Origin of the sequence: Streptomyces sp. NPDC087422, from assembly GCF_044744145.1 — a bacterium.
Classification (GTDB): Bacteria; Actinomycetota; Actinomycetes; order Streptomycetales; family Streptomycetaceae; genus Actinacidiphila.
This window is the reverse complement of record NZ_JBIUXT010000013.1, coordinates 148,724-172,574: the sequence shown is the minus strand read 5'-3', so window position 1 is coordinate 172,574 and position 23,851 is coordinate 148,724. Positions and strand designations below refer to the sequence as shown.

Annotated in this window: 9 protein-coding genes and 1 pseudogene; 3 read left to right on the top strand and 7 right to left on the bottom strand. The window is 74.1% G+C overall.

Translation table 11 applies throughout. From position 1 onward, the window contains the following. Positions 1–45: 45 nt before the first annotated feature. Positions 46–3,747 carry a CDP-glycerol glycerophosphotransferase family protein gene (locus tag ACIO6U_RS31375; RefSeq protein ID WP_401724216.1) on the bottom strand — a complete coding sequence of 1,234 codons (3,702 nt, stop codon included), beginning with the start codon at positions 3,745–3,747 and terminating at the stop codon, positions 46–48. 225 nt (positions 3,748–3,972) lie between these two features. On the opposite strand from ACIO6U_RS31375, the gene ACIO6U_RS31370 reads away from it, so the two are divergent. Next, on the top strand, positions 3,973–6,264 hold the full coding sequence (locus ACIO6U_RS31370; protein ID WP_401724213.1) for a CDP-glycerol glycerophosphotransferase family protein: 2,292 nt from the start codon (positions 3,973–3,975) through the stop codon (positions 6,262–6,264). A 121-nt stretch (positions 6,265–6,385) separates the two neighbouring features. Here ACIO6U_RS31370 and ACIO6U_RS31365 read toward each other — a convergent pair whose 3' ends face one another. From ACIO6U_RS31365 to ACIO6U_RS31340, 6 genes are all read right to left on the bottom strand, one after another. Next, a complete protein-coding gene (locus tag ACIO6U_RS31365) occupies positions 6,386–8,698 on the bottom strand; it encodes a CDP-glycerol glycerophosphotransferase family protein (protein ID WP_401304962.1) in 2,313 nt (770 codons plus the stop codon). A gap of 101 nt (positions 8,699–8,799) precedes the next feature. Next, a complete protein-coding gene (locus ACIO6U_RS31360; protein ID WP_401724285.1) occupies positions 8,800–9,828 on the bottom strand; it encodes a class I SAM-dependent methyltransferase in 1,029 nt (342 codons plus the stop codon). 172 nt (positions 9,829–10,000) lie between these two features. Continuing rightward, positions 10,001–10,924: a carbohydrate ABC transporter permease gene (locus tag ACIO6U_RS31355; protein WP_355343274.1), complete on the bottom strand. Its 924-nt coding sequence runs from the start codon at positions 10,922–10,924 to the stop codon at positions 10,001–10,003. 17 nt (positions 10,925–10,941) lie between these two features. Then, positions 10,942–12,222, bottom strand: a complete 1,281-nt coding sequence (locus ACIO6U_RS31350; protein WP_355343277.1) for a sugar ABC transporter permease — start codon at positions 12,220–12,222, stop codon at positions 10,942–10,944. 292 nt (positions 12,223–12,514) lie between these two features. After that, positions 12,515–13,915, bottom strand: a complete 1,401-nt coding sequence (locus ACIO6U_RS31345; protein WP_355342949.1) for an extracellular solute-binding protein — start codon at positions 13,913–13,915, stop codon at positions 12,515–12,517. A 524-nt stretch (positions 13,916–14,439) separates the two neighbouring features. Then, the gene (locus ACIO6U_RS31340) at positions 14,440–17,706 is read right to left on the bottom strand and encodes an FtsK/SpoIIIE domain-containing protein (RefSeq protein WP_401724209.1); all 3,267 of its coding nucleotides are present in this window, start codon (positions 17,704–17,706) and stop codon (positions 14,440–14,442) included. 710 nt (positions 17,707–18,416) lie between these two features. On the opposite strand from ACIO6U_RS31340, the gene ACIO6U_RS31335 reads away from it, so the two are divergent. After that, the gene (locus ACIO6U_RS31335; protein ID WP_401724206.1) at positions 18,417–20,093 is read left to right on the top strand and encodes a serine/threonine-protein kinase; all 1,677 of its coding nucleotides are present in this window, start codon (positions 18,417–18,419) and stop codon (positions 20,091–20,093) included. Positions 20,094–22,049: 1,956 nt separating this feature from the next. Beyond that, positions 22,050–23,372: pseudogene (locus ACIO6U_RS31330) on the top strand (serine/threonine-protein kinase); the annotation flags it as partial. Positions 23,373–23,851: the final 479 nt, after the last annotated feature.

Here is a 23,851-nt window from a genome sequence, read left to right as displayed (position 1 = left end):
ACAAGCTCCGTGTTCCGGCGGCGGTTCGGTCAGGGTGTCAGGGGGTCAGCCGAGCATCAGGTCCGCCACGCGGGCGGCGGCCCCTCCGTCGTCCAGGTGGCAGAAGGCGGCGCGGAAGGCCGCGTAGGCGTCGGCGCGGCCCCGGACGGCGGCCTCCGGGTCGCGCAGCGCGGCGGTCAGCTCGTCCGTGGTGCGCAGCAGCGGCCCCGGCGCCTGGGCCTCGTAGTCGAAGGTGAAGCCGCGCAGCGTGTCGCGGTAGTGCGGCAGGTCGGGCGTGAACAGCAGCACCGGGCGGCCGGTGACCGCGAAGTCGGCGAGCACCGAGGAGTAGTCGGTGACCAGCACATCGGCGACGAGCAGCAGCTCCGCGAGGTCGGGGTGGGCGGAGACGTCCCGCACGAAGCCGCCGGGCACCGCCGGGAGGGTGTCGGCGACCAGCGGGTGCGAGCGGACCAGCAGCACATGGCTGGTGGTCAGCTCCGCCGCCATCGCCGCCAGGTCGAGCGGCAGGTGCAGCCGGGCGTGCTCGGCGTCGTACGCCTCGTCGTCGCGGACCGTCGGCGCGTACAGCACGACCGTGCGGCCGGGCGGCAGGCCGAGCCTGGCCCGTACCTCCTCGCGCACCTTGTCGCGGTCCTCGCCGCTGAGCAGGTCGGTGCGGGGCAGCCCGGTCTCGGCGACCTCGCCGTCGAAGTCGAGGGCGCGGCGCAGGGCCGGGGTGCTCTGCGAGTTGGGGGAGAGCAGCACGCTCCACTGGTGGCCGAGGCTCGGCTGCGGCCACATGTGGGTGAGGTCGGCGCACAGCGTGCCCGCCAGGTCCTGGCCGATACGCTTCACGGGCGCGCCGTGCCAGGTCTGGACGACCCGCTGGCCCTCGCGGCGGCGGAACCACGCGGGCAGATGCGTGTTGGTCACCACATGGCGGCCGCGGGCCAGCGCCTCGTACCAGTCGTCGCTGCCGCGCAGCACCGCGCGGGCGGTCGCGGGCACCGCCACGGTGTGGTCGCGCACCACCCACACATGGTCGAACGGGACGCCCCTGCGCACCAGTTCGTCGTGGACGGCGCGCGGCGAGTCCGCGCAGTCGCGGCCGTCGAAGCTGCTGTAGAGGACGGTGTCGGTCAACGGGCGGCGCAGCAGCACCGGGTAGCGCCGCTCGCGCAGCATCCGCTGCCGGTACGGGCCGCGGTCCGCCGCGGGCACGGGCGATCCGGCCGCCACGAACAGGTGGTCGTGGAACCGTCGGTCGACCGTCACCGGCCGCGCGCCCGGCGCCGCCGGGAGCCGCAGCGGCAGCTCGGCGAACGCCTCCCGCGCGATCCGCACCGGGGCGTCGCCGCCGTCCGCCGCCCGCAGGTGCAGATACCAGCGCCCGGCGTGCGGCAGCGCCGACACGTCCAGCGCGGCGCTGAACCGGCGTACGGGGCCGGCCGGGCCCCGCCCCGCGGCTCCCTCCGCCGCCACGGCAGACGCCGTTCCCGCCACGGCCTGCGCCGGGGTTCCCGCCGCGACCGGGGCGTCGTCCCCCGCTGCCGCAGCGGCCCCGGCGGCCCCGGCCCCCGCCGCCTCGGCGGCAGCGGAGTCCGCGCCCTTGGCCGCCAGCGTCACCTCGACGCCGACCTCGGCCGCGTACGTGCCGTGCCGCAGGACCAGCCGGGCCGGGGGCGGGGTGTCGGCGGGGAGTTCACCGGTGACCAGGAGGGTGCCGTTGGTGGCGCGCGCCACATGGGTGGCCAGCGGCTGGGGCGTACGGTCGCGCAGCAGCAGATTGCCCGCCGCGGTGGCGTCGACGACCAGCTCGCGCCGGGCCCCGGCCAGCAGCGCGTCGCCGCCGAGGTCGTAACGCCCCTGCGGCAGCGGCCCGTCGGCGGCGATCCGCGCGGTGCCGCCGTCGGCGAAGACCGCCTCGAACGACCAGGCCGCGGCCGTCTCCGGCGCGACCTCCTTGGGCAGCCCCTCGACGTCGGGCCGCGCCCCCGCGAGGTCGGCCAGGACCAGGCGCGCCGTCAGCCGCGTCCAGCCGTCGATGCCGGTGCTCTCCGCGTCGGCGGTCAGCGGGTAGTCGAAGGCCGCGCCCGTCGTCTGCTGCGTGGCCCGCAGCGCAACCGGGGGCTTGCGGTCGCGGACGGCGATCCCGAAGACGACCCCGCCGTCGCCGTCCGCCCGGTGACCGGTGATCCGGCGGGTGACCGGCTCGACCGACAGGTGCAGCCGGCCGTCCTTGTACCAGGGCACGAGCCGGGTGTCGTCGTCCAGCGGGAAGGGGACGGGCGAGGACCCGGCGCCCGCGTCGTCGGCGCGCGGCGCGGCGGGGCGGACCACCGAGCCCGCCGCCACGACGATCCCGAGCCGCCACTGCCCGGCCGTCCAGCCCTCCTTGCCCCGCAGCCGCTTGGGGTCGACGGTGATCTCGAAGCCGGACCAGTCGTACGAGTGCCGCTCCTGCGGTCCGCCGTCGGTCACTTCGGGGACCCGCACGGTCCGCACCGGCAGCAGCAGCTTGCGGCGCCCGGACATCAGCACGGCCGTCTTGAGCGAGGTACGGCGCGCGCCCGCGTCCACATTGCGCACATACGCGTGGCCCCGGAGGATCAACTTGCCGTCGCACCACTCCAGTTGGCTGAGCCGGGCGACCACCGGCAGGTCCTTCGTGCCGATGGCGGTCACCGCGCGCGGCAGCGGCACGGGCGAACCGTCGCCGCGCACGACCACCGCGCGCTTGCGCAGCGGCGGCCCCGCGATGTCGAACACGGTGCGCCCGCCGTGCTGTTCGTGCGCCAGCACCTCCAGCAGGTCCGCCAGCCGCCCTTCCCTGATCAGCTCCCAGCGGATGCGCAGTTCGGCGGGCAGCGCGGGGAAGAGCGTCGGGTCGACGCGGCCGAGGTAGTCGCGGACGCGGTCGAGGAAGACCTGGTGGTATTCCGGTCCCGCCATCGGCAGGGCCTCGATGAAGTACAGCAGGTCGTCGGTGAGCACCGACCGGTCGTAGTCCCGCTTGTGCTTGCTCCAGCGGGTGTTGGCCGGGTCGGCCAGGAACCGCGAGACCCCGTCGACCGCCGCGATCCGGTCGCGTACGCCCTTGACGTCGGTGCGGCGGCGGGTGATCGAGCCCTCGCGGATCCGCCAGTAGTAGACGTGCTCGTGCAGCACGTCCACGGCGTCGGCGAGGAAGTGCGCCGGAATGGTCAGCGGCGTGTCCTCGTACAGCACGCCCTCGGGGAAGGCCAGTTGGTGCTTATCCCAGAAGGAGCGGCGGAAGACCTTGTTCCACGCCACCCGGTCGGACAGCAGGCCCAGGTCACGGGTGATGTGCGTGCGCCGCACGGTCTTGTCCATGCCCCGGTGCTGCCACGCCTGGCTGCGGCCCTGCGTGGTGAGCCGGTAGACGTTGCCGGTCGCGAAGTCGGAGCCCGACTGGTCGAGCAGGCCGACCAGCTTCTCGTACGCGCGCGGCGGCAGCACGTCGTCGCTGTCCACGAAGGTCAGGTACGACGTCTGCGGCGCCGCGTTCCGCGCCCCGGTGTTGCGGGCGTGGCCGAGGCCGCCGTTGGGCTGCGCGACCAGCCGGAAGCGCGGGTCGCGGTCGGCGAACGCCTGGGCCAGCTCGGGGCCCGAGTCCGTCGATCCGTCGTCGACCATCACCACATCGAGGTCGGTGAAGGTCTGCGCCGCGATCGACCGCAGGCACTCCTCCAGATACTGCTCGACGTTGTAGACGGGGACGACGACAGTGAGGCGGGGCGTCATGGCGGGCAACGGTCCTTCCGGGACGGCGACGGCATACGGATGACGGCACGCGCGCGACGGCACATGCACGACGGCATGCGAATGCCGTTCCTTCAACTCGCCGAAGGGCCTTGCGGTCACCGCGAGTGAGCCGAACGAGCGAAAGGGTGAACCGCCGCAGGGTGTCCGGTTGGTACGCTCGGACGCTATCCCGTACCGGTACGTCTCGATCTGTCCAGGATGGTCATGCCCCGAATCACCGTCGTCGTCCCCGTCCACCGCGCCCAGGGCTTCCTGCGCGCCTGTCTGGAGTCGGTGCTCGGGCAGTCCTTCACCGACGTCGAGGTCGTCGCCGTCGACGACGCCTCACCGGACGCGAGCGGCGCGATCATCGCCGAATTCGCCGCCGCCGACCCGCGGGTCAAGCCGCTGCGGCTGGATCGCACCGGCGGCACGGGACCGGCGCGCGACGCGGGCGCGGCCCTCGCGACCGGCGACTACCTGCTCTTCCTGGACGCCGACGACCTGATGACGCCCGGCACGCTGGCCGCCGCGGACGCCCGGCTGCGCGCCACCGGCGACCCCGATGTGCTGCTCTTCGACCACGAGCGCTTCACCGTCTGGGAGAACATCCAGGAGAGCGACGACGCCGACTTCCTCGGCGAGGCGGGCGACTCCGTCTTCACCGCGTCCGACCGCCCCGAGTGCCTGGGCACCTACCCCGCGGTCTGGAACCGGCTGCTGCGCCGCGCCTTCTGGGAGGAGCGCGGCTTCCGCTTCGGCGAGGGCGCGTACGAGGACGTCGCCGTCGCCTCCCGCGTCCTGCTCGCCGCCACCGGCATCGCGTGCCTGGACCGGGTCGGCGTGCGCTGGCGCAAGCGGCGCGGGATCAGCGTCGGCACCACGCCCGGCCGCCACCACCTGGCCGTACTCGACCGGTACGAGGCGCTGTTCGCCGAGATCGACGGCGGTGACGAGGCCGAGGACCGCAAGCGGGAGCAACGCGCCGCGCTGTACGGGCGGATGGCCGTCCTGCTCGCGGCCGTCGGCGAGGACGGCTCGCCGCTGACGCCCGACGCCCGGCCTGAGTACGTGCGCCGCGCGGGACGGCTGCTGGGCCGCTACCGGCCCGCGGGCTGGACCGCGCCCGACAGCAACGAGGGCCGCTGGCTGCGGGCCGCGGGCACCGGCAGCTACGGCCGCTACCGCGCGGCGCTCGGCGGCCAGGCGTGGACGCGCAAACTGGCCCGCCGGATCAGGGCACGCAAGAACGCGCTGGGCCGCGCGGTCTACCAGCGCTACTACCGGCTGCGGCTGCGCCGCCCCGTCGCCCCCAACCTTGTGGTCTACGCGGCCTATTGGAACCGCGGGGTGTCCTGCAACCCGGCGGCCGTCTACTACAAGGCCCAGGAGATCGCCCCGCACCTGCGCGGGGTGTGGGTGGTCAACAAGAAGGACCGCGAGGCGATGCCGCCCGGCGTCGACCACGTCGTGGTCAACTCCCGCCGCTACTGGGACGTGCTGGCCCGCGCCAAGTACCTGGTGAACAACGCCAACTTCACCGGCCAGGTCGTCAAGCGCCCCGAGCAGGTCTACCTCCAGACCCACCACGGCACACCGCTCAAGCACATGGGCATGGACCTGCGCGCCCGCCCGGCCGTCGGCAAGGGCATGAGCTTCGGCCGCCTGCTCGACCACGCCGACCAGTGGGACTTCTCGCTGGCCGCCAACCAGCACTCCGCGGAGGTCTGGGAGCGGGTCTACCCCAGCGGCTACGAGACGCTGCCCAGCGGCTATCCGCGCAACGACGTGTTCCACACCGCGGGCGCCGACGAGGTCCGCCGCGCCCGCGAGAGCCTGGGCCTGGCCCCCGGCACCACCGCGATCCTCTACGCGCCCACCCACCGCGACTACCAGCGGACCTTCGTCGTCCCGCTCGACCTGGAACGGCTCTGCCGCGAACTGGGCCCCGGCTACACGCTGATGGTCCGCGCCCACTACTTCTACGGGCAGAACGACGCGCTCGAGGCGCTGCACGCGGCGGGCACCATCATGGACGTCTCGCAGCACCCGTCCGTCGAGGAACTGAGCCTCGCCTCCGACGCGTTGCTCTGCGACTTCTCCTCGCTGATGTTCGACTACGCCAACCTCGACCGGCCGATCGTCGTGCACGCCGCCGACTGGGAGGCGTACCGCGCCGCCCGCGGCGTCTACTTCGACCTGCTGTCCGGGCGGCACGGCGAGACGCCGGGCGTGGTGGCGGGCGACGAGGCGGGACTGGCCCGCGCTTTCCGCTCGGGGGCGTGGCGCGGCCCCGAGGCGGCGGCGCTGCGGACCGCCTTCCGGCAGCGGTTCTGCGCGTACGACGACGGGCTCGCCGCCGAGCGCGTGGTGCGCCGGGTGCTGCTCGGCGAGCCCTCGCTGCTGCCGTACCGCCCGCTCCAGGACCGCCGTCCCGCCCCGGCCCCGGCCGGTGCGCGGGACGCCGACCCGACGGCGGGACCGGCGGGGGAGCGCCCGGCGGTCCCGCTCGGCTGAGGCGCGGGAGCCGCTGGAGCCAAGGCCGATCGCGTGAACCGCCGGGCCCGCGTGAACCGCCCGGCCCGCGGGAGCGGCCCGACCGGGTGAACCGCCCGCGCCGCCGGGGCCCTTGGGGCCGCTACAGGCTGCGCGGGTCGGGACCCGAGGGCTCCAGCGGCGGCGGGCCGGACGGATCGGAGGCGTCCGCCGCGAGCGGGGCCAGCGCGCGGGCGCGGGACGGCGGCGGGGCCAGGTGCCGGTCCTCCGGCGGGATCACGGGCGGCAGCCCGCCGTCCTCGCGCAGGAACACCCGGCGCACCACGCGCTCGGCGGCGAGCCCGTCGTCGTAGGGACAGAACCGGCGCCGGAAGGCGGCCCGCAGTTCGGCCGAACGCGGGCCGCGCCAGGCCCCCGTGGCGAGGATGTCGGTCAACTCGTCCTCGCCGCGCGCCACCAGGCCCGGCGGGTGCGCGGTGATGTCGAAGTACGCGCCGCGGGTGGCCCGGTAGGTCTCCCAGTCCGCGGCGTGCAGCACGATCGGCCGGTCGAGGCCCGCGTAGTCGAACATCAGCGACGAGTAGTCGGTGATCAGGCCGTCCGAGGCCAGGCACAGCTCCTCCGCCGACGGGTGCCCCGACACGTCGATGACCCGCGGGTGCGGGGCCCGGTCGTCCAGACCGTCGCGCGGGTCGCCCGGCGGGTAGAAGTGGTGGGTGCGGCGCAGCAGCACCACGTCGGGGCCCAGCGCGTCGGCCATCCGCGCCAGGTCGAGCGCGGGCCGGTAACCGCGCTGGTAGTCGCGGTGCGTGGGCGCGTAGAGGAAGGCGGTGCTCTCGCGCGGGATGCCGAGTTCGTCGCGCAGCCGCAGCACGTCGCGCGCGGTGGCCCGGTGGAAGATGTCGGTGCGCGGCTGGCCGTACTCCAGGGCCGTGAAGCCCGACGGGTAGGCGCGCTCCCAGACCAGCGTGGAGTGGCGGCTCGCCGAGAGGCTGTAGTCCCAGCGGTCGACGTGCCGCAGCATCCGCTCGAAGTCGGTGGTGCCCGCGGCGGCCGGGTGCTCCTGGAGGTCGATGCCCATGTGCTTGAGCGGCGTGCCGTGGTGGGTCTGCACATTGATCTGGCCGGGCCGCTTGGCGTACCTGCGGTGGAAGTTGACGTTGCTGACCAGGTACGAGGCGCGGGCCAGCGCCGTCCAGTACGCGGCGGAGCCCGGCTCCAGGCGCCGTACGCCCGGCGGCAGGGTGTGCGCGTGCTCCGCGGTGGTCACCCACGCGGTCCGCATGTGCGGCGCCAGTTCGCGCAGCCGCTCCTCGACGGCCGCCGGATTGCAGGAGTAGCCGCGGTCCCAGTACGCGGAGAACACCGCCAGGTCCGGGTCGAGCGCGCGCCGCCGCTGCACCCGGTAGTGCGCGTGCAGCGCCGTCGTCCGCAGCCTGCCGTACAGCGCCCTCGCCCGGTGGGTGGCGCGCAGCCGTAGCCGGTGCGCCCGGCCGAGCGCCTGGAAGGTGCGCCGCGCGCCCAGCGCGACCAGCAGGTACCGCACCCCGCTGCGGCCGGTGGGACTGGCCCGGAAACCGCTCGGCCGCAGCCGCCGGTACTGGGCACGGCAGCGGCGGAAGTACTCCGGGCGCGACGAATTCGGCAGCCGGTCGGGGAAGTTGAAGACGGTGGTGAGGTGATCCAGTATCCGGCGGAAGAGTACCGGCCGCCACCGCTCCAGCTCCGGGTGGCTGTCGAGGAACGCGAACAGCAGGTCGTACTGCTTGAAGATGTCGAAGTGCCGCCGGCTGGTGGTGTGCAGGATGCCGCTGCCGCGCCGCTGCCGGTAGTGCACGCAGACCCGGTCGAGCAGCGCGATCGACCCGGCGGCCATCAGCACCGGGTACGTCCACGGGGTGTCCTCGTAGTAGCCCGAGGGGAAGGCGATGTCGGACTTCTCGATGAAGTCGCGGCGGTACGCCTTGTTCCAGGCCACCATGATCAGCCGCAGCAGCTCGGGCCGGTCGTCCAGCGTGCAGACCTCGGGGCCGGTCTCGCTGAGGATCGCCGCGAACTGATTGCGGTGGACATCGCCGTTCCAGTACGTGCGGGCGTAGTCGAAGACCAGCACGTCCGGCTCGCCGGTCCGCTCGATCCGGGCGGCGACGGCCTCCAGCGAGCCGGGGACCATGGTGTCGTCGGAGTCGAGGAACAGGACGTAGTCGCCGGTGGCGCGGGCGAGACCCGCGTTGCGGGCCCGGCCGAGGCCGATGTTCTCCGGCAGGTGCAGCACCTCGACGCGGGCGTCCCTGGCCGCGAACGAGTCGGCGATGGCGCCGCTGCCGTCGGGGGAGCAGTCGTCCACGACGATCAGTTCGACATCGGCGAAGGACTGGTCGAGCACGGATTTCAGACAGGCGTGCAGATACGCCTGCACCTGGTAGACGGGGACGACGACGCTGAAGCGGGGCACAGCACATCCAGGTTCGACACGGGGGCGAGGGGCGCACGGGCGCCCATGGCTTTCGCGCGGAGTGCCCGTTATATCCAGGGAACGCGTGGCCGCGCCGCTGGTTACGCTCCGGCGCGTCGCGAGTCGCGGATCCGTACAAGTGCTTTGGTGATGATCGGCGGCAGGACGTTGACCAGCAGACGGCGCGCCCGGGAGCGGCGCGGCGCGGGGGCGGCGGGGGAGGCGGCCGTCGGGGCCTGCGACTCGGGCCGCCCGGCGGGCCCCGCGGTCCGCGCGGCGGCGGATTCGGCGTGCTCCGCGGTCTGCGCCGCTGTCTGGGCCGCGGTCTGGCCTGCGGTCTGATCAGGGGCCTGTGCGGCGGCGGGCGCGTGCCGGGACGGCGGCTGCGACGGCGACACCGTACGGTCCCGGTCGCCCTTGACCCGCAGCAGCGGCGCGCCCGCCACCGTCTGCACCTCGTGCCACAGGTCGGCGCGGCCCGACACGTACGCCAGCAGCTCCGCGCGGATCTCGGCCGGATCCCCCCAGGTGGCGTACATCTTGCTCTCGGTCACGCAGATCGCGTGCAGCCCGCCGGAGGTGACCGCCTGCCAGACGGCGGCGGCCACGCCGGGACAGTGCGCCGAGCGGTAGTCGTCCAGCGCGACCACGCCGTGCGGGTGCAGCAGCTCGCGCGAGGTCTCGATGTCGGCGTGCACGTGCTCGTACAGGTGCGAGGCGTCGATGTGCGCGAACCGGCACGACACTGGCTGGACCCGGTCCCTGACCGTCGAGGACATGCCCTGGACGACCTCGGGCAGCTCGTCGTGGAAGGAGAGGTAATTGGCCTCGAACGAGTGACGGGTCAAGGTCGGGTACGACTTCTTCATCTCGGCGGAGTTGGCGTTGTCCTCGGCCGGGGCGTCGAACAGGTCGCAGACGGTGAAGGTGTCGCCCTCGCGCAGGTAACTCCCCATGAAGATGGCGCTCTTGCCGAGATAGGCGCCCACCTCCAGCAGGTCGCCGGGCTCGGTGCGGCTGACCTGCCGGGTCAGGAACCAGTCGAAGAGGACCTGGTCGACGGGGAAGAACCAGCCCTCGACCTGGGCCAGTTCGGTGGGCGCGGGAAGCCGGTCCTCGGCGGAGGTCATGGTCATGGGGGGATGTCCGTTCGGTACGGGTGTGGGGGGCGTCAGTGTAAAGCGCCCGACGCCCCCCGTTTCGTACCGAATATCCCGCCGCCCCGCGCGTGCGCCGCTCCCCGGTGGCCACCCGGTGGCTTCCGGGCGGCTGTTGGACGGCCGCTGGACGGCTCCGTGGCGGCTACTTGACGGCGCCCGCCATCACACCGGACACGAACTGCCGCTGGAAGGCGAAGAAGACCACCAGCGGGACCACCATCGACACGAAGGCGCCGGGCGCCAGGATGTCGATGTTGTTGCCGAACTGCCGTACCTGCTGCTGGAGGGCGACCGTGATCGGCTGCGCGTCGCTGTTGGCGAAGATCAGCGCGACCAGCATGTCGTTCCACACCCACAGGAACTGGAAGATGCCCAGCGACGCGATGGCCGGGCCGCCCAGCGGCATGACCACCCGCACGAACAGCCGGATCTCGCCCGCGCCGTCCAGCCGCGCGGCCTCCAGCAGCTCGCGCGGGATCTCCGCGAAGAAGTTGCGGAGCAGGAAGATCGCGAAGGGCAGTCCGAACGCGGTGTGGAAGAGCACCACACCGGAGATGTCACCGAAGATCCCGATGTCGCCGAAGAGCCGCGCGACCGGGATCAGCGCCACCTGCACCGGCACCACCAGCATCGCCACTACGGCGATGAACCACCAGTCGCGGCCCGGGAACTCCATCCAGGCGAAGGCGTAACCGGCGAGCGAGCCGATCACCACGACCAGCAGCGTCGCGGGCACGGTGATCAGCGCGGTGTTCACCAGCGAGTCGGTGATCGCGTGATTGTCCAGCAGCGTGCGGTAGTTGGAGACCGTCAGCTCCGACGGCGAGGTGAAGACCTTCCACCAGCCGCTGGCCGAGATGTCGCTCGGCGTACGCAGCGACGACAGCAGCAGCCCGATCGTCGGCATCAGCCAGAACAGCGCCACCACCAGCAGGAAGACCCGTACCAGGCCGCCGCTCGCGCGGGCCGCGATCCGCGCGGCCACACTCTCCTTCGGCCTCGGCGCGGCCTCGGGCACCGCGTCGCCCTTCGCCGCCTGGCCGCCCGTCTCAGGACCGCCCGCCATGGCGGCCGATTCCGCGCTCATCGCCGTCCCTCCCTGCGCAGCCGCCGGATGTTGAAGATCATGACCGGCAGGACCAGCAGCAGCAGGATCACACCGATCGCGCTGCCCACCCCCTGGTTGTCGCCGCCGCCGAAGGACGACAGATAGAGCTGGAGGGCCAGGACGTTCGCGTCCGACTGGGTGTTGCCGGGCGCGATGATGTACACGAGGTCGAAGATCTTCAGCACGTTGATCATCAGCGTGACCGTGACGACCACCAGGACCGGGGCCAGCAGCGGCACGGTGATCCGGCGGAACACCTGCCACTCGTTGGCGCCGTCCACCCGCGCCTGTTCCATCAGCTCCCGCGGCACCCCGGCCAGACCGGCCGCGATCAGCACCATCGCGAAGCCCGCCCACATCCAGATGTAGCTGCCGATGATCGACGGCGTGATCAGATTCGGGCCGAGCCAGTTGACGCCGTTGTACTTGCCGGAGAAGTTCGAGGCGGGCAGCCGCAGTTGGGCCCCGGCGGCGGACGCGGGCAGCTTGTACGTGCCGTCCTTCCCGGACTTCGCCGTCGCCACCACCTTGCCGTCCTTGACCGCCTGCACCTTCACACCGGACAGCGCCTTCTCGCCCGGATCGATCACACCGGGCTTCCCGGTGCCGCCGGGCCTGAAGTCCAGCCATACGGTGCCGGTCACCGAATCCGGCTGCGAGGGCGCGGGCTTGGCGTCCACGGCGTTCGAGGGCAGCTTGTTCTGCGGGATGCCGATCAGCGGCAGATCCGCGGGACTGCCCTGCCGGGCCGTGGACTTGGTGGTGAAGGAGCCACCCGCGCTCGGCGCGAGATCGCCGCCGGGCCGCGGCCGGGCGCCCGGATAGGCCGCGTTGTCGGTGAACGTGTCATGGACCGCGACCACCACGGCGTTCGCGACGCCGCGCCCCGGGTCCTGCTCGTACACCAGCCGGAAGATGATCCCGGCCGCCAGCATCGAGATGGCCATCGGCATGAAGATGACCAGCTTGAACGCCGTGCTCCAGCGCACCCGTTCGGTGAGTACGGCGAAGACCAGACCGAGGGCGGTCGCCACGGTCGGCGCGACCACCACCCAGATCGCGTTGTTGCGCACGGCGGTGAGGATGCCGTGGTCGGTGAAGACCGTGCCGAAGTTCTTGAGACCGACGAAGGCGCTGCCGTCGGCGTCGAAGAGGCTGCGCTGGACGGTGTAGACGATCGGGTACACCACGAGCGCGCCCAGCAGGATCAGGGCGGGCAGCAGGAAGAGCGCGGCCACCCAGGGACGGGTGCCCATCAGGCTCCTGCGGCGGCCCGGTCCCTTGGCGGGCGGGCCGGGCAGAGGGCCGGGCGGGGGGGGGGCCCGCCCCCCCCGGGCGCCCCCCCCCCCCCCCCCCCCCGGGGGCCCCCCCCCGGGGGGGGCGCCCCCCCGCGCCCCCCCCGGGGGGGGGGGCCCCGCCGGGGGGGGGGGGGGCGGGGGGGGGGGGGGGGGGGGGGGGGGCGGGGGGGGGGGGGGGCCGCCCCCCCCCCCGGGGGGCCCCCCCGCCTCCCGCCCCCGCGGCGGAGTCAGCCATCGGGGGCATCTCGCCTCAGTTCCCGTACGCCTTGGCGGCGTCCGCTTCGAGCTTGGCCTGCACGCCCGCGACATCGGACGGCTTGGAGAGGAAGTCCTGGAGGTCCTTCCACTCGCCCTGGCCCTTGGTCCCGCCGAAGGCGGCCGGAGCCTGGTCCGACATGTCGAAGCGGAAGTCGTCGCCCGCCGCGATCAGCGCCTGCGCGATGGACCGCTGCACGTCGTCCGGGTACGCCGCGAAGTCCAGCGACTTGTTCGGCGACAGGTAACCGCCGCCCTGCGCCCAGATCTTGGCCGCCTCCGGCGTCGCGATGTACGTCAGCAGCGCCTGCGCGGCCGGGCTGTCCTTCAGCGCCACGCCCACGTCACCGCCGCTGACCACCGGCGCCTTGCCGCTGCCCACCGCGGGGAACGGGAAGACCTTCGCGTCCGTGCCCACCTTCGCCTTGGTGTTGGCGGCGATGAACGCGGAGACGAAGTCGCCCTCGTAGACCATCGCGCCGGCCGGCGGGTTGCCGGTGAAGACCTGCGTCACCGACTTCGGGAAGTCGGCGGCGAGTGCGCCGCTGTTGCCGCCCGCGAGCAGGTCCTTCTTGCCGAAGAGCTGCCCGAGCGTGGTGAGCGCGTCCTTCACCGACGGGTCGGTCCACTTGATGGTGTGCGCGGCGAGCTGGTCGTACTTCTCGGGTCCGGCCTGCGAGAGGTAGATGTTCTCGAACCAGTCGGTGAGCGTCCAGCCGTCAGCGCCGCCCACCGAGACCGGCGCGGTGCCCGACTCGAAGACGGTCTCCGCGGTCTTCAGGAAGTCGTCCCAGGTCTTGGGCACCGATGCGCCCGCGGTCTCGAAAGCCGCGCTGTTGTACCAGATCAGCGACTTGTTGGAGACCTTCGCGTAGATGCCGTACTGCTTGTCCTTCCACGCCCCGAGCTTCTGCCATCCGGGCGAGAAGTTCTTCTGGAGTTGCGCGGTCGCCTCGGGGCCCAGCGGCTTCAGCCAGCCCTTGTCGGCGAATTGGTGCAGTACGCCGTTCTGCGCGAGGAAGGCGACATCCGGCGGGGCGCCGCCCTCGATCTTCGTGCCGAGGAAGGTGGACTGGCTGTCGCCGGTCGGGACGAACGTCGATTTCGCTCCGGTGAGCTTGTCGAACTCGTCCAGCACCTTCTGGAAGTTCTTCTGCTCCGGCCCCGTCCACACGGCGGCCACTTCGAGCTTCTGCCCGTGCAGATCGGGCAGCTTGACCCCCGAGGCGGAACTCGTGGCGGACGCGCTCGGCGATTTCCCGCCGTCGTCCTTCTTGTCGCTGTCACCGCCGCACGCGGCGGCGGTCAACGCCAGCGCGGTCGCCGTCACTGTGGCGAGCGCTATGCGCGTAGTGCGGTTGTTTCGGCTGGTGCGCGGATTCTTCAGCGTACGCATCTGGCCATCCCCTCAGTCCCGTGGCGTCTGTCCTATGCCTTCGCGAACCCCAGCCGCAAGGGAGTACGGGGCTCCGTGACAGCTATCGTGACCATGACGTGATCTTGAGCCAAACGCTTTAACAGGGACGGCTGTTGGAATATCGCCGCTTGTCCGTCACGCGCCTCCCGAATGCCGGGGCACGGGTGTGCCGCATGACGGGGCGTTGGCCAACGCCCTGTCAAATCGGCCTATCCGCACGGGAATCGACGGACATCGTGCGCGATGACCGTCGGAACATCGCAGATCAGCCGTCTGACGCGGGCCAGTTGACCGCCGTCCGCCACCTGACCGGTTCAGACCAATGACGGTTTCCGCCCGCCGGACGGAATCGGATCGCCGTGCGGGTACGAATTGGCGGACGGGGCAGGATCAGGGCATCCGCGTGAAATCCGCGCGCGGACGCTTCGGACGCTTCCGACGCGTCGGTACGGGCGGAATCGGCGGGATGCCCGTCCGACGGGCCGTCCGGCGGGCGCGCGACGTCAGATCAGCGGGCCGGGGGCGGAACCCGGCGCGCTCGCGGACGCGGCGCCTTCCGCGGCGCGCGCGCCCGCCTCCTCGGGCGCCGACTCCGCCGCCCGCTGCAAGGCACTGGCCAGCAGGGCGAGATCGGTCGGGCCGTTGCCCAGCTCGCGGACCTGGCGGCGGGCCGGAGGATCGCCCATCCGCTCCCACTCCAGCGCCACGACGGTCGGCCGGAGCGTCGCCGTACGCGGGATACGGCCGCTGACCCGGCCCGCCTGGAACGCCGTCACCGCGCCGCCGGGCCGCCGCAGATAGCCGCGCCCCGGCACCGTGTCGTCGAGCCCCGCCGGGTCCTCGACATGCACCAGCAGCGCCGCGGACTCCGCGTCCGGCATGCGCAGCGCGATCCGCAGCCGGGACCGCTCGTCGGCCTCGGTGGCCGCCGTACGCTCCGGGCGGCCGGTCGACGCGATGAGGTGCACACCGAGCCGCGCGCCCTCCCTGGCGACCGCCTCCAACGCCCGGACGACACTGCCCGCCGCCGGTCTGCCGGTGCTGCCGAGACCGGGCGCGACCAGCTCGTCGAAGTCGTCCACGACCACCACGAGCCGGGGCAGCACGGGCTGGGTCCGCGCCGTCACCGCGCCCTGACCGGTGGGCTTGCGCGCCCCCGTCTCACCGGCGCGCGCCTCGTTCCGCCCGTCGGACCGGCCGCCTTGGTGCGGCCCGCCCTGGTGCGGCACGGTCGCGGCGACCAGCCGGTCCCCGTGCCAGGCCGCGAAGTCCTGCCCGTCGAGCAGCTCCGCGCGCCGCTTCAGCTCCGCGCCGAGCGCCTGCGCGAACTCCCGCATCCGCAACGGGTCCGAGGCCACCAGATGCGTGCTCACATGCGGCAGGTCGGCGCAGGCGCGCAGGCCCTCGCCGCGGTCCTGCCCCGCCCCGTCCACCAGCACCAGGGACAGCCGCTCGGGGCGGTCGCCCGCCGCGAGCGCCGCCGCGACCGACCGCAGCAGCTCCGTCTTGCCCGAGCCCGGCGCGCCGCCGACCATCGCGTGCGGCCCCTCGGTCACCAGGTCCACCGCGACCCGGCCGCCCGCGCCGACGCCCAGGACGGCCGTCGCCGCCCCGACCGCCGCGGGGGCCGCCGCCCACCGGTCGGCGATCTTCGCGGGCGTGGCCAGCGCCAGGTCCAGCTCGTCGAGCAGCCGTACGGTGCCGGGCAGCGCGTGCCGCGAACGGGCGCCGGACACCTCGCCGTCGGCCTCGCGCAGCGGCGCCAGGGCGCGCGCGAAATGCTCGGCCCACGCGGCCGACACGGCGTCCAGCACGATCTCGTCGGCGGCCGGTTCCGGCGGCGCGCTCGCGGCGGCCGGGCCCGCGGGCTCGATCCGCAGCGTCGTCGCCACGTCGCCCGAAAGCCGGGCCACCACCCCGGTGTCCACAGCGGGCCGCTCACCGCTCTCGGCCAGGCACAGCACATGCACCCCGACCGAGGGGCCGGCGACGGCGATCCGCGCCACGGTCTGCCGCAGCGTCGTGGACCCCGGATCGCCGTCCACCACCAGGAGCGTGAAGGGCCCTTCGTACGAGGCCGCCGCCGCCGAAGCCGCCTCGGGGGTCGCGGCGGCCCAGCCCGCGCCCAGCGGACCCGCCTCCAGACGACGCGCCAGCTCGCCGGTGCGCGCGTCCGCCTGGTCCCGGTCGAAGGCCAGCAGCAGCCGGCAGTCCTGGCCGTGCGCGGGGCGCAGATGCGGCAGCCAGTTCAGCCAGGACCACTCCTCGGCGCGCTGGTCGGCGGTGCGGGCGCGGTCGGCGCTCAGCATCACCAGCTCAAGAGCGGCGGGGGAGTGCAGCGCGCACAGCTGTGCCAGGACGGCGCGCGCCAGACCCGCCAGCCGCGGCCGGGGCCCGGTCAGGGTCAGCGCGGCCGTCCGCGGCGCCAGCAGATCCACGGTGAACGGCACGGCCGTCAGCAGCCGCGTCCCGTCCTCGGACGGCAGATCCGCCGTCCCCAGCCGTACGGTCAGCGCGTCCGGATGGCCGGGACCGCGCTCCCACAGCCGCCGTCCCGGGCCCAGCGCCGTCAGCAGGACGGCCGCGGGATCGGGCCACCGCTCCCGCAGCGCCTCGGCCTCCCCGCCGTCCCCGTCGTCCGCGACGCCCTTCGCCGCGCCGAGCCGCCGCCGCGCCCAAGCCCCTATCGACCCGACGACGCCGCCGCCACCGGGGCGCCGCGCGCTGTCGAATCCGGGCGCCCGGCGCTCACCGGTGGCCCGGCGGCCACTGCCCAGGGGGGCGTCGTCCTCGTCGCCGTCGTCGCCGTACACGTCGGCGGGGGCGCCGGGCGCGTCGTACGGGGCGCCGGGCGTACGGCCGTAGGCGTCGGCCTCGGGCGCCGCCGGGGGACGGCTGTGCGCCGTGCCGGACGTACCCGCGCTGGGGAGGCCGTCCGGCCGCGCACCGCCGAAGGCACCGGGGCCGGTGGCGGCACCCGCGCCTGCGTCGACGGCCGCGCCCAGGGCCAGGCCCGCGCCGTGCGTGACGGTGGACGAGGGGTCGGTGACCGGGAGCGGCGCGGAGGGCTCGCGCAGCGAGACGCGCAGGTGCCCGTCGGCGTCGGGCTCGGCGGCGAGCGCGGAGGGCCCGGTGGGGCTTCCCGACTCCAGGCGGAGCGTCGACTCGCCGATCCGGAGCAGGGCGCCCGGGGGCAGCGCGAGGGGGCGGGGGCCGACGGGCCGCCCGGCGAGGGTGGTGCCGTTGGTCGAGTCGAGGTCGGCGACGGTGATGAGCCCGTCCGCGCCGAAGGCGACCTCGCAGTGCAGACGCGAGACGTCCGGGTCGTCGAGCGGCACGTCGGCGTCGGCCGAGCGGCCGATCCTGGCCTGGCCGCCCTGGAGCAGGTGCACACCGCCCGCGTCGGGGCCGCCGACCACATGCAGCCTGGCCGTCTCGGCGGGCGGCTGCCCGTACTGCCCGAACCGGCCGTACTGACCGTGGTCCGCGACATGGCCGCCGCGCTGCTCCGCGGGCGCGTGCAGCGAGAGCAGGGCGCCGTCCACCAGGGGCGGCACGCCCAGCGGCGTGGTCGGCGCGAGCCGCAGCGTCCCGGCGAAGAGCGCGACGGACGACCCGGCGGACCTGCCCGGCTGCCCGGACCCGGCCGCGGAGGCGAGGGCACCGGCCACCGCGCCCAGCGTGGTCCCCGCGGGCGCGGTGATGAGCACGTCGCAGGCGCGCACGGCCCGACCGCTGCGCGGCCCGAGGACGGTCAGCCGGATCTGCATCTCGTCCGCGCTCCCCTTCTGCCCTGACCCGCGGCGGGAAGTCCCCTCCCCGGCCGCGCGCGGGCGCGTCGACACGTACAAGCACGAGCGGTGGAGCCCCCGTTGCCCCAACCGGACCGTACGGGTGCATCCTCCCACCCGCCACTGACACCCCGTCCCCGGTCCCGCCCCGAGTGATCTTGAAAGTACGGCAGATGATCATCCCGCGACGGAAACCGTCCGGAAAGAGCGCCGCATCCGACCGGAAAGCCGCCGCTCGCGGCCGATCGCCGCCACAAACCGGGCGCGGGCCCTCCGCACGCGATTCACCGCGCGCCACGGCACATGCCCGTGACACCACGTGACGCAACCAACAGCCTGGTCCTCGCGTCCTAGGTCGGACAACTGTTCTCGGACGTTCTCGGGCGTTCCCGGACCCTCCGCGGGCCCTCGCCGGGCCGTCGTCCGGCCGACGGCGGGCCGGCGGCGGGTCGTGGGCGTGACACCGGGCACGGCACGGAACGCCGGACGGAACGCCGGACGGAACGCCGGACGGAACGCGGCACGGGCCGATTCCCGTGGCGCGGCCAGGACGCGGGTCCGCCCGGCGGCACTACGCTTGGCCGGAATCAGGGCGAGCCCGCCATGAGTACGGCCATGAGCACCGCCGCGCACGTGCCGGCGGCGCGCATGGTCAGGGCGGACACACTACGGAGCAGGGAGCGCATGACGTGCGGCCGGTAGGCAGCAAGTACCTCCTGGAGGAACCGCTGGGACGCGGCGCCACGGGCACCGTCTGGCGTGGCCAGGTGCGCGGCGAGCAGGGCAGCGCCGTCGCCGTCAAGGTGCTCAAGGAAGAGCTGGCCGGCGACCCGGACGTGGTGATGCGCTTCCTGCGCGAGCGTTCCGTGCTGGTCCGGCTGCGCCACCCGCACATCGTCCGGGTCCGCGACCTGGTCGTCGAGGGCGATCTGCTCGCCCTGGTGATGGACCTGATCGACGGCCCCGACCTGCACCGCTACCTGCGGGAGAACGGGCCGTTCAGCCCGGTCGGCGCCGCACTGCTCACCGCGGCCGTCGCCGACGCGCTTGCCGCCAGCCACGCCGACGGCGTCGTGCACCGCGACCTCAAGCCCGCCAATGTGCTGCTCGCCACGGTCACCGGCGAGGACGGCAATCCGCAGATGCACCCGATGCTGACCGACTTCGGCATCGCGCGGCTCGCGGACTCGCCGGGCCTCACCCGTACCCACGAATTCGTCGGCACCCCCGCCTACATCGCGCCGGAGTCCGCGCAGGGCCGCCCGCAGACCTCGGCCGTGGACGTCTACGGCGCGGGCATCCTGCTGTACGAGCTGGTCACCGGGCGTCCGCCGTTCCGCGGCGACAGCGCCATCGAAGTGCTCCAGGCGCACCTCAACCAGGAGCCGCGCCGCCCCACGACCGTGCCGGAACCGCTGTGGACGGTGATAGAGCGCTGCCTGCGCAAGGAGCCGGGGCAGCGGCCCAGCGCCGAGAACCTGGCCCGCGCGCTGCGCGTGGTCGCCGCGGGCATCGGCGTGCACTCCTCGCCCGCCGCGGCCGAGGCGGCCTTCGCCGTCGGCGGCCTCCTGGCGCCCGACGCGACGCCGACGCTGGTCCCCGGCACCGGCCAGGGCTCCGCCTCCGCCTCCGGAGACGCGGAGCCGACCCAGGTGCTGCCCTCCCGCCAGGGCGCGACGCCTTCCACCTACGACCCGAACGCCTCCACCACCGAACTGCCCGGCGACCCCGGCCCCGGCGGTGCCGCCGCCGAGGGCACCCGCGTCCTGCCGCCCATCCCGGACGAGGGCCCCGGCACCCCCCAGGGCCCGCACCCGTGGGAATCCCAGCTCAGCGCCCTGCGGCACCGCAACGAGCAGACCGAGCTGCGCTACCTTTCCCCCGAACAGGACCCCCTGCGCCGCGAGCCGCGCCGCCGCCCCCAGCCCCAACAGCCCCCGCGCCAGCCGCACCAGGGGCAGGGGCAGGGGCAGGGCCAAGGTCGGGGGCAGCAGGGCGGACAGGGGTACGCGCAGCCGTACCAGCAGCCCCAGCAGCAGCGCCCTCAGCCCCCGCAGCCGCGCTACCAACAGCCGCAGCCGCAACGCTACGAGCCCCAGCGCCCGCCCGCCCCCGCGCCCGAGCCCCGCCAACGCGAGCCCCGCCAGCGCAGCGCCAACCCCATGAAGATCCCGGGCCTCGGCTGCCTCAAGGGCTGCCTCACCGTCATCCTCGTGATCGTCGTCATCTTCGTCGTCGTCTGGTACACCACCCCCCTCCCCGACTGGGTCAACAGCACCCGCAACCTCTGGGACGCCTCCTCCGGCTGGGTCAGCACCGTCTACGACAAAATCTCCTCGATCACGGGCGACTCCAACGGCAACTAACGGGCTCCGCCCGCCGGTTGACGCCGGTGTGCGCCGCACGACGGCCCCGTGGGACAGGGCGGTCCGCCGCTGGGTGCGGCTGCGGGGGAGGGTGCGCCACGAGGTCAGCGCTACGGGGTGGGGTTCGCTGCTCGGTGCGGCTGCGGGGGAGGGTGCGCCGCTGGGGCGCGGTTGCGCAGGGGCTGCGCCCCTCCGGTACCGCTGCGCGGTGGGGTTCGCCGCTCGGGTGCGTTTACGCAGGTGGGTTCGCCGGTAGCCAGCGAGCCGAAGGCGGCGCCGGTGTTGAAAGGGAGAACGCGCACAGCGACCGAGGAACGAGGGAGCGAGCACGATCGACCGTCGACACCGGATTTAAGCCGCCGGAGGCGAGAGGGCGGCAAAAAAAGGGGATCGCGGTGAGCTGACGCAAGAGGGCTCGCACGCACGGTGAGGATGCGCGAGGCGGTTCCCCGCGCGGTGGGCATGCGCGAGGCGGCGCGCACCACGGTGAGCTCGCGCGAGGGGGCACGGCGCAGGGTGAGTTGACGCGAGGCGGTTCCCCCGCGCGGTGCGCCGACGTGAGAGGGCTCCCACGCGCGGTTCACCGTGGGTGGGTCCGTCTCGCGTGAGGTCGCCGAGGGGTGCGTGCCCTCCCGGGTCAGTTGACCGTGGTGGGTGCCGTCTCGTACCAGTTCATCGTGCGTGGGTGCCCTCTCGGGCGCCTGAGCGTTGCGGGTGAACGTGGGTGGGTGCCGTCTCGCGCAAGCTCACCCTGCGCGGGTGCCGTCCTGCGTGAACTCACCGTGGTGCGAACCGTCTCGCGCAAGCTCACCCTGGGGGTGTCGTCTCCTGTGGGGCCACCATGGTGGGTGCCGACTCGTACCAGTTCGCCGTGCGTGGGTGCCCTCTCGCGCGGCTGAGCGTTGCGGGTGAACGTGGGTGGGTGCCGTCTCGGGCGGCTGAGCGTTGCGGGTGAAGGTGGGTGGGTGTCGTCTCGCGCGGGCTCACCGTCCGCGCGAACCCCTTACCGTCGGCTCAGCGTTGCGGGTGAGGGTAGGTGGGTGCCGTCTTGTGTGGGCTCACCGTGGTGCGAACCGTCTCGTGCCAGTTCACCCTGCGCGGGTGCCGTCCCGCGTGAGGTCACCGTCGTGCGAACCGTCTCGCGCATCCTCACCCTGCGGGGGAGCCGTCCTTTCTATGCGCACCCCGATCCCCTTTTTTTGCCGCCCTTCCGCCTCCGGGCGCTTAGACCCGGTGTCGACAGTCGATCGTGCTCGTTCCCTCGTTCCTCGGTCACTGTGCGCGTTCTCCTTTTCAACACCGGCGCGCCCTTCGGCTCCATGGCTACCGGCGAACCCACCTGCGCAGCCGTACCGCAGGGGCGCAGCCTCTCGCGCAACCGGACCCCAGCGGCGAACCCTCCTGCGTAGCAGCGACCTTGGGGCGCAGCCCCTCGTGCAACCGGATCCCAGCGGCGAACCGCCCTGCGCGGCGGTGACCTGGCGGCGAACCCTCCTGCGCAGCCGCACCCAGGCGGCGAACCCCCACCCCGCACTCGCGCCCCAGCGGCGAACCCTCCTGCGTAGCGGCGACCTTGGGGCGCAGCCCCTCGCGCAACCGGCCCCCAGCGGCGAACCGCCCTGCGTGGCGGTGACCTGGCGGCGAACCCTCCTGCGCAGCCGCACCCAGGCGGCGAACCCTCACCCCGCACCCGCACCCGCGCCCCAGCGGCGACCCCCCTGCGCACCCACCCCCGCCGCACCCCCCGGCACCCCCCGCACCCACCCCCGAAGGCGGTGCCCTCTCGGCGAGGCACCCTTGCACCGGTGGGGTGCTTGGGGTGGGGATTTGTCGACTTCTGGAGGGTGATTTCTGTGGCGGAACGGCGCGTGAGGGGGCTCGCGTACCCCGAACGGCCCCTGATCCGCGTAGCTTTGTCGCCAACACGACGGACTGTCGGAGGAGTCGGAGCAAGCCTTGGCCAGGAAGATCGGCAGCCGGTACACCGCGCACCAGGTGCTCGGGCGGGGGTCCGCGGGCACGGTGTGGCTCGGCGAGGGCCCCGAGGGCCCGGTCGCCATCAAGCTGCTGCGCGAGGACCTCGCCTCCGACCAGGACCTCGTCGGCCGCTTCGTGCAGGAGCGCACGGCGCTGCTCTCCCTGGACCATCCGCACATCGTCGGCATCCGCGACCTCGTGGTGGACGGCACCGACCTCGCCCTGGTGATGGACCTGGTCCGCGGCACCGACCTGCGCTCGCGGCTGGAACGCGAGCGGCGCCTGGTGCCGGAGGCCGCCGTCGCGATCGCCGCGGACGTGGCGGACGGGCTGGCCGCCGCGCACGCGGCGGGCGTGGTCCACCGCGACGTGAAGCCGGAGAACGTGCTGCTGGACTCGGCCGTGGCCACGGGCCCCGGCGGCGCGCCGCCCGCGCTGCTCACCGACTTCGGCATCGCGCGGCTGGTCGACACCCCGCGCCGCACCCGTGCCACCCGGATCATCGGCACCCCCGACTACCTGGCCCCGGAGATCATCGAGGGCCTGCCGCCGCGCGCGTCGGTCGACATCTACGCGCTGGCCACCGTGCTGTACGAACTCCTCGCGGGGTTCACGCCGTTCGGCGGCGGCCACCCCGGCGCGGTGCTGCGCCGGCACGTCACCGAGACCGTCGCGCCGCTGCCCGGTCTGACCGACGACCTGTGGCGGATTCTCGCGGCCTGCCTGGCCAAGGCCCCCGCCTCGCGGCTGACCGCGGGCGAGCTGGCCACCCGGCTGAGGGACCTGCTGCCGCACCTCGCGGGCCTGCCCGCGCTCGACGTCGCCGCCCCCGGCACCGACGACGGCGGACCGGGCGCGGACGACCAGGACGCGTACGACGACGGCTTCGCCGACCTGCCGCCCGGTGCCCCGGAACCGCCCCGCGGCCCCGGCGCCGACCGCCCGCGCGGCGCCGTACCGCTGGTCAGGGGCGCCGCGCCGGACTCCAGCCGGGACACCCACACCAGCATCAAGCTGCCCACGGCGGAGGAGCTGGCCGGTTACGGCGCCGCCTCCCGCAACGGCAAGGGCAGCAAGGCGGCCCGCGACAGCCAGCGCCGCGCCTCGGCGCCGGGCCGCCCGGCCAGCCCCCGGCACCGCGCGGTCTCCGACGCCGTGCGCCAGCGCCGGATCAAGTTCGCCGCCGCGGCCGCCGCCGCGCTCGCCGTCGCGGGCATCGGCGGCTGGGGGATCGCCACCGCGGGCTCCGGCTCGGGCAACGACTCCGGCGGCACCTCGCGGGACGACGCCCCGCCCAGCCCGACGCCGACCGCCACCCGCGGCACCCCGACCGCGCCCACCGCGGGCGCCGCCTCCCCGCAGGGCCGCACCGGCGCGCCCGTCACGCTCCCGCAGTGGTCGTCGTACAAGGACGTACCGGCCGCGGGCGTCAAGCTGCTCGGCGGCCCGCGCGCCCTGACCATGGACGGCGCCACGTACGTCTTCGCCCGCGGCGCCGACAAGAACGTCTGGTACGTGATCCGGGACGGCTCCGGCTACGGCGCGTGGCACAAGCTCACCGGGATAAGCGTGGACGACGACCCGGCGGTGGCGTCCGCGCACGCCGGGCGGATCGACCTGTTCGGGCTCGGCACCGACGGGCTGCTCTACCGCCGCACGCTGACCGACGGCTACTGGAACGCCTGGTCGCAGGTGGACGAGCGGACCCGCTTCGACGCGGCGCCCGCCGCCGCGTCCTCGGAGCCCGGCCGGATCGACCTGGTCGGACGGGTCGGCGGCGA

Bases quoted from the DNA above. Each gene is read 5' to 3' on its own strand.
- ACIO6U_RS31375 (WP_401724216.1), bottom strand. From the start codon at position 3,747: ATGACGCCCCGCCTCACTGTCGTCGTCCCCGTCTACAACGTCGAGCAG.
- ACIO6U_RS31345 (WP_355342949.1), bottom strand. From the start codon at position 13,915: ATGCGTACGCTGAAGAATCCGCGCACCAGCCGAAACAACCGCACTACG.
- ACIO6U_RS31355 (WP_355343274.1), bottom strand. From the start codon at position 10,924: ATGGCGGGCGGTCCTGAGACGGGCGGCCAGGCGGCGAAGGGCGACGCG.
- ACIO6U_RS31370 (WP_401724213.1), top strand. From the start codon at position 3,973: ATGCCCCGAATCACCGTCGTCGTCCCCGTCCACCGCGCCCAGGGCTTC.
- ACIO6U_RS31340 (WP_401724209.1), bottom strand. From the start codon at position 17,706: ATGCAGATCCGGCTGACCGTCCTCGGGCCGCGCAGCGGTCGGGCCGTG.
- ACIO6U_RS31350 (WP_355343277.1), bottom strand. From the start codon at position 12,222: ATGGGCACCCGTCCCTGGGTGGCCGCGCTCTTCCTGCTGCCCGCCCTG.
- ACIO6U_RS31360 (WP_401724285.1), bottom strand. From the start codon at position 9,828: ATGACCTCCGCCGAGGACCGGCTTCCCGCGCCCACCGAACTGGCCCAG.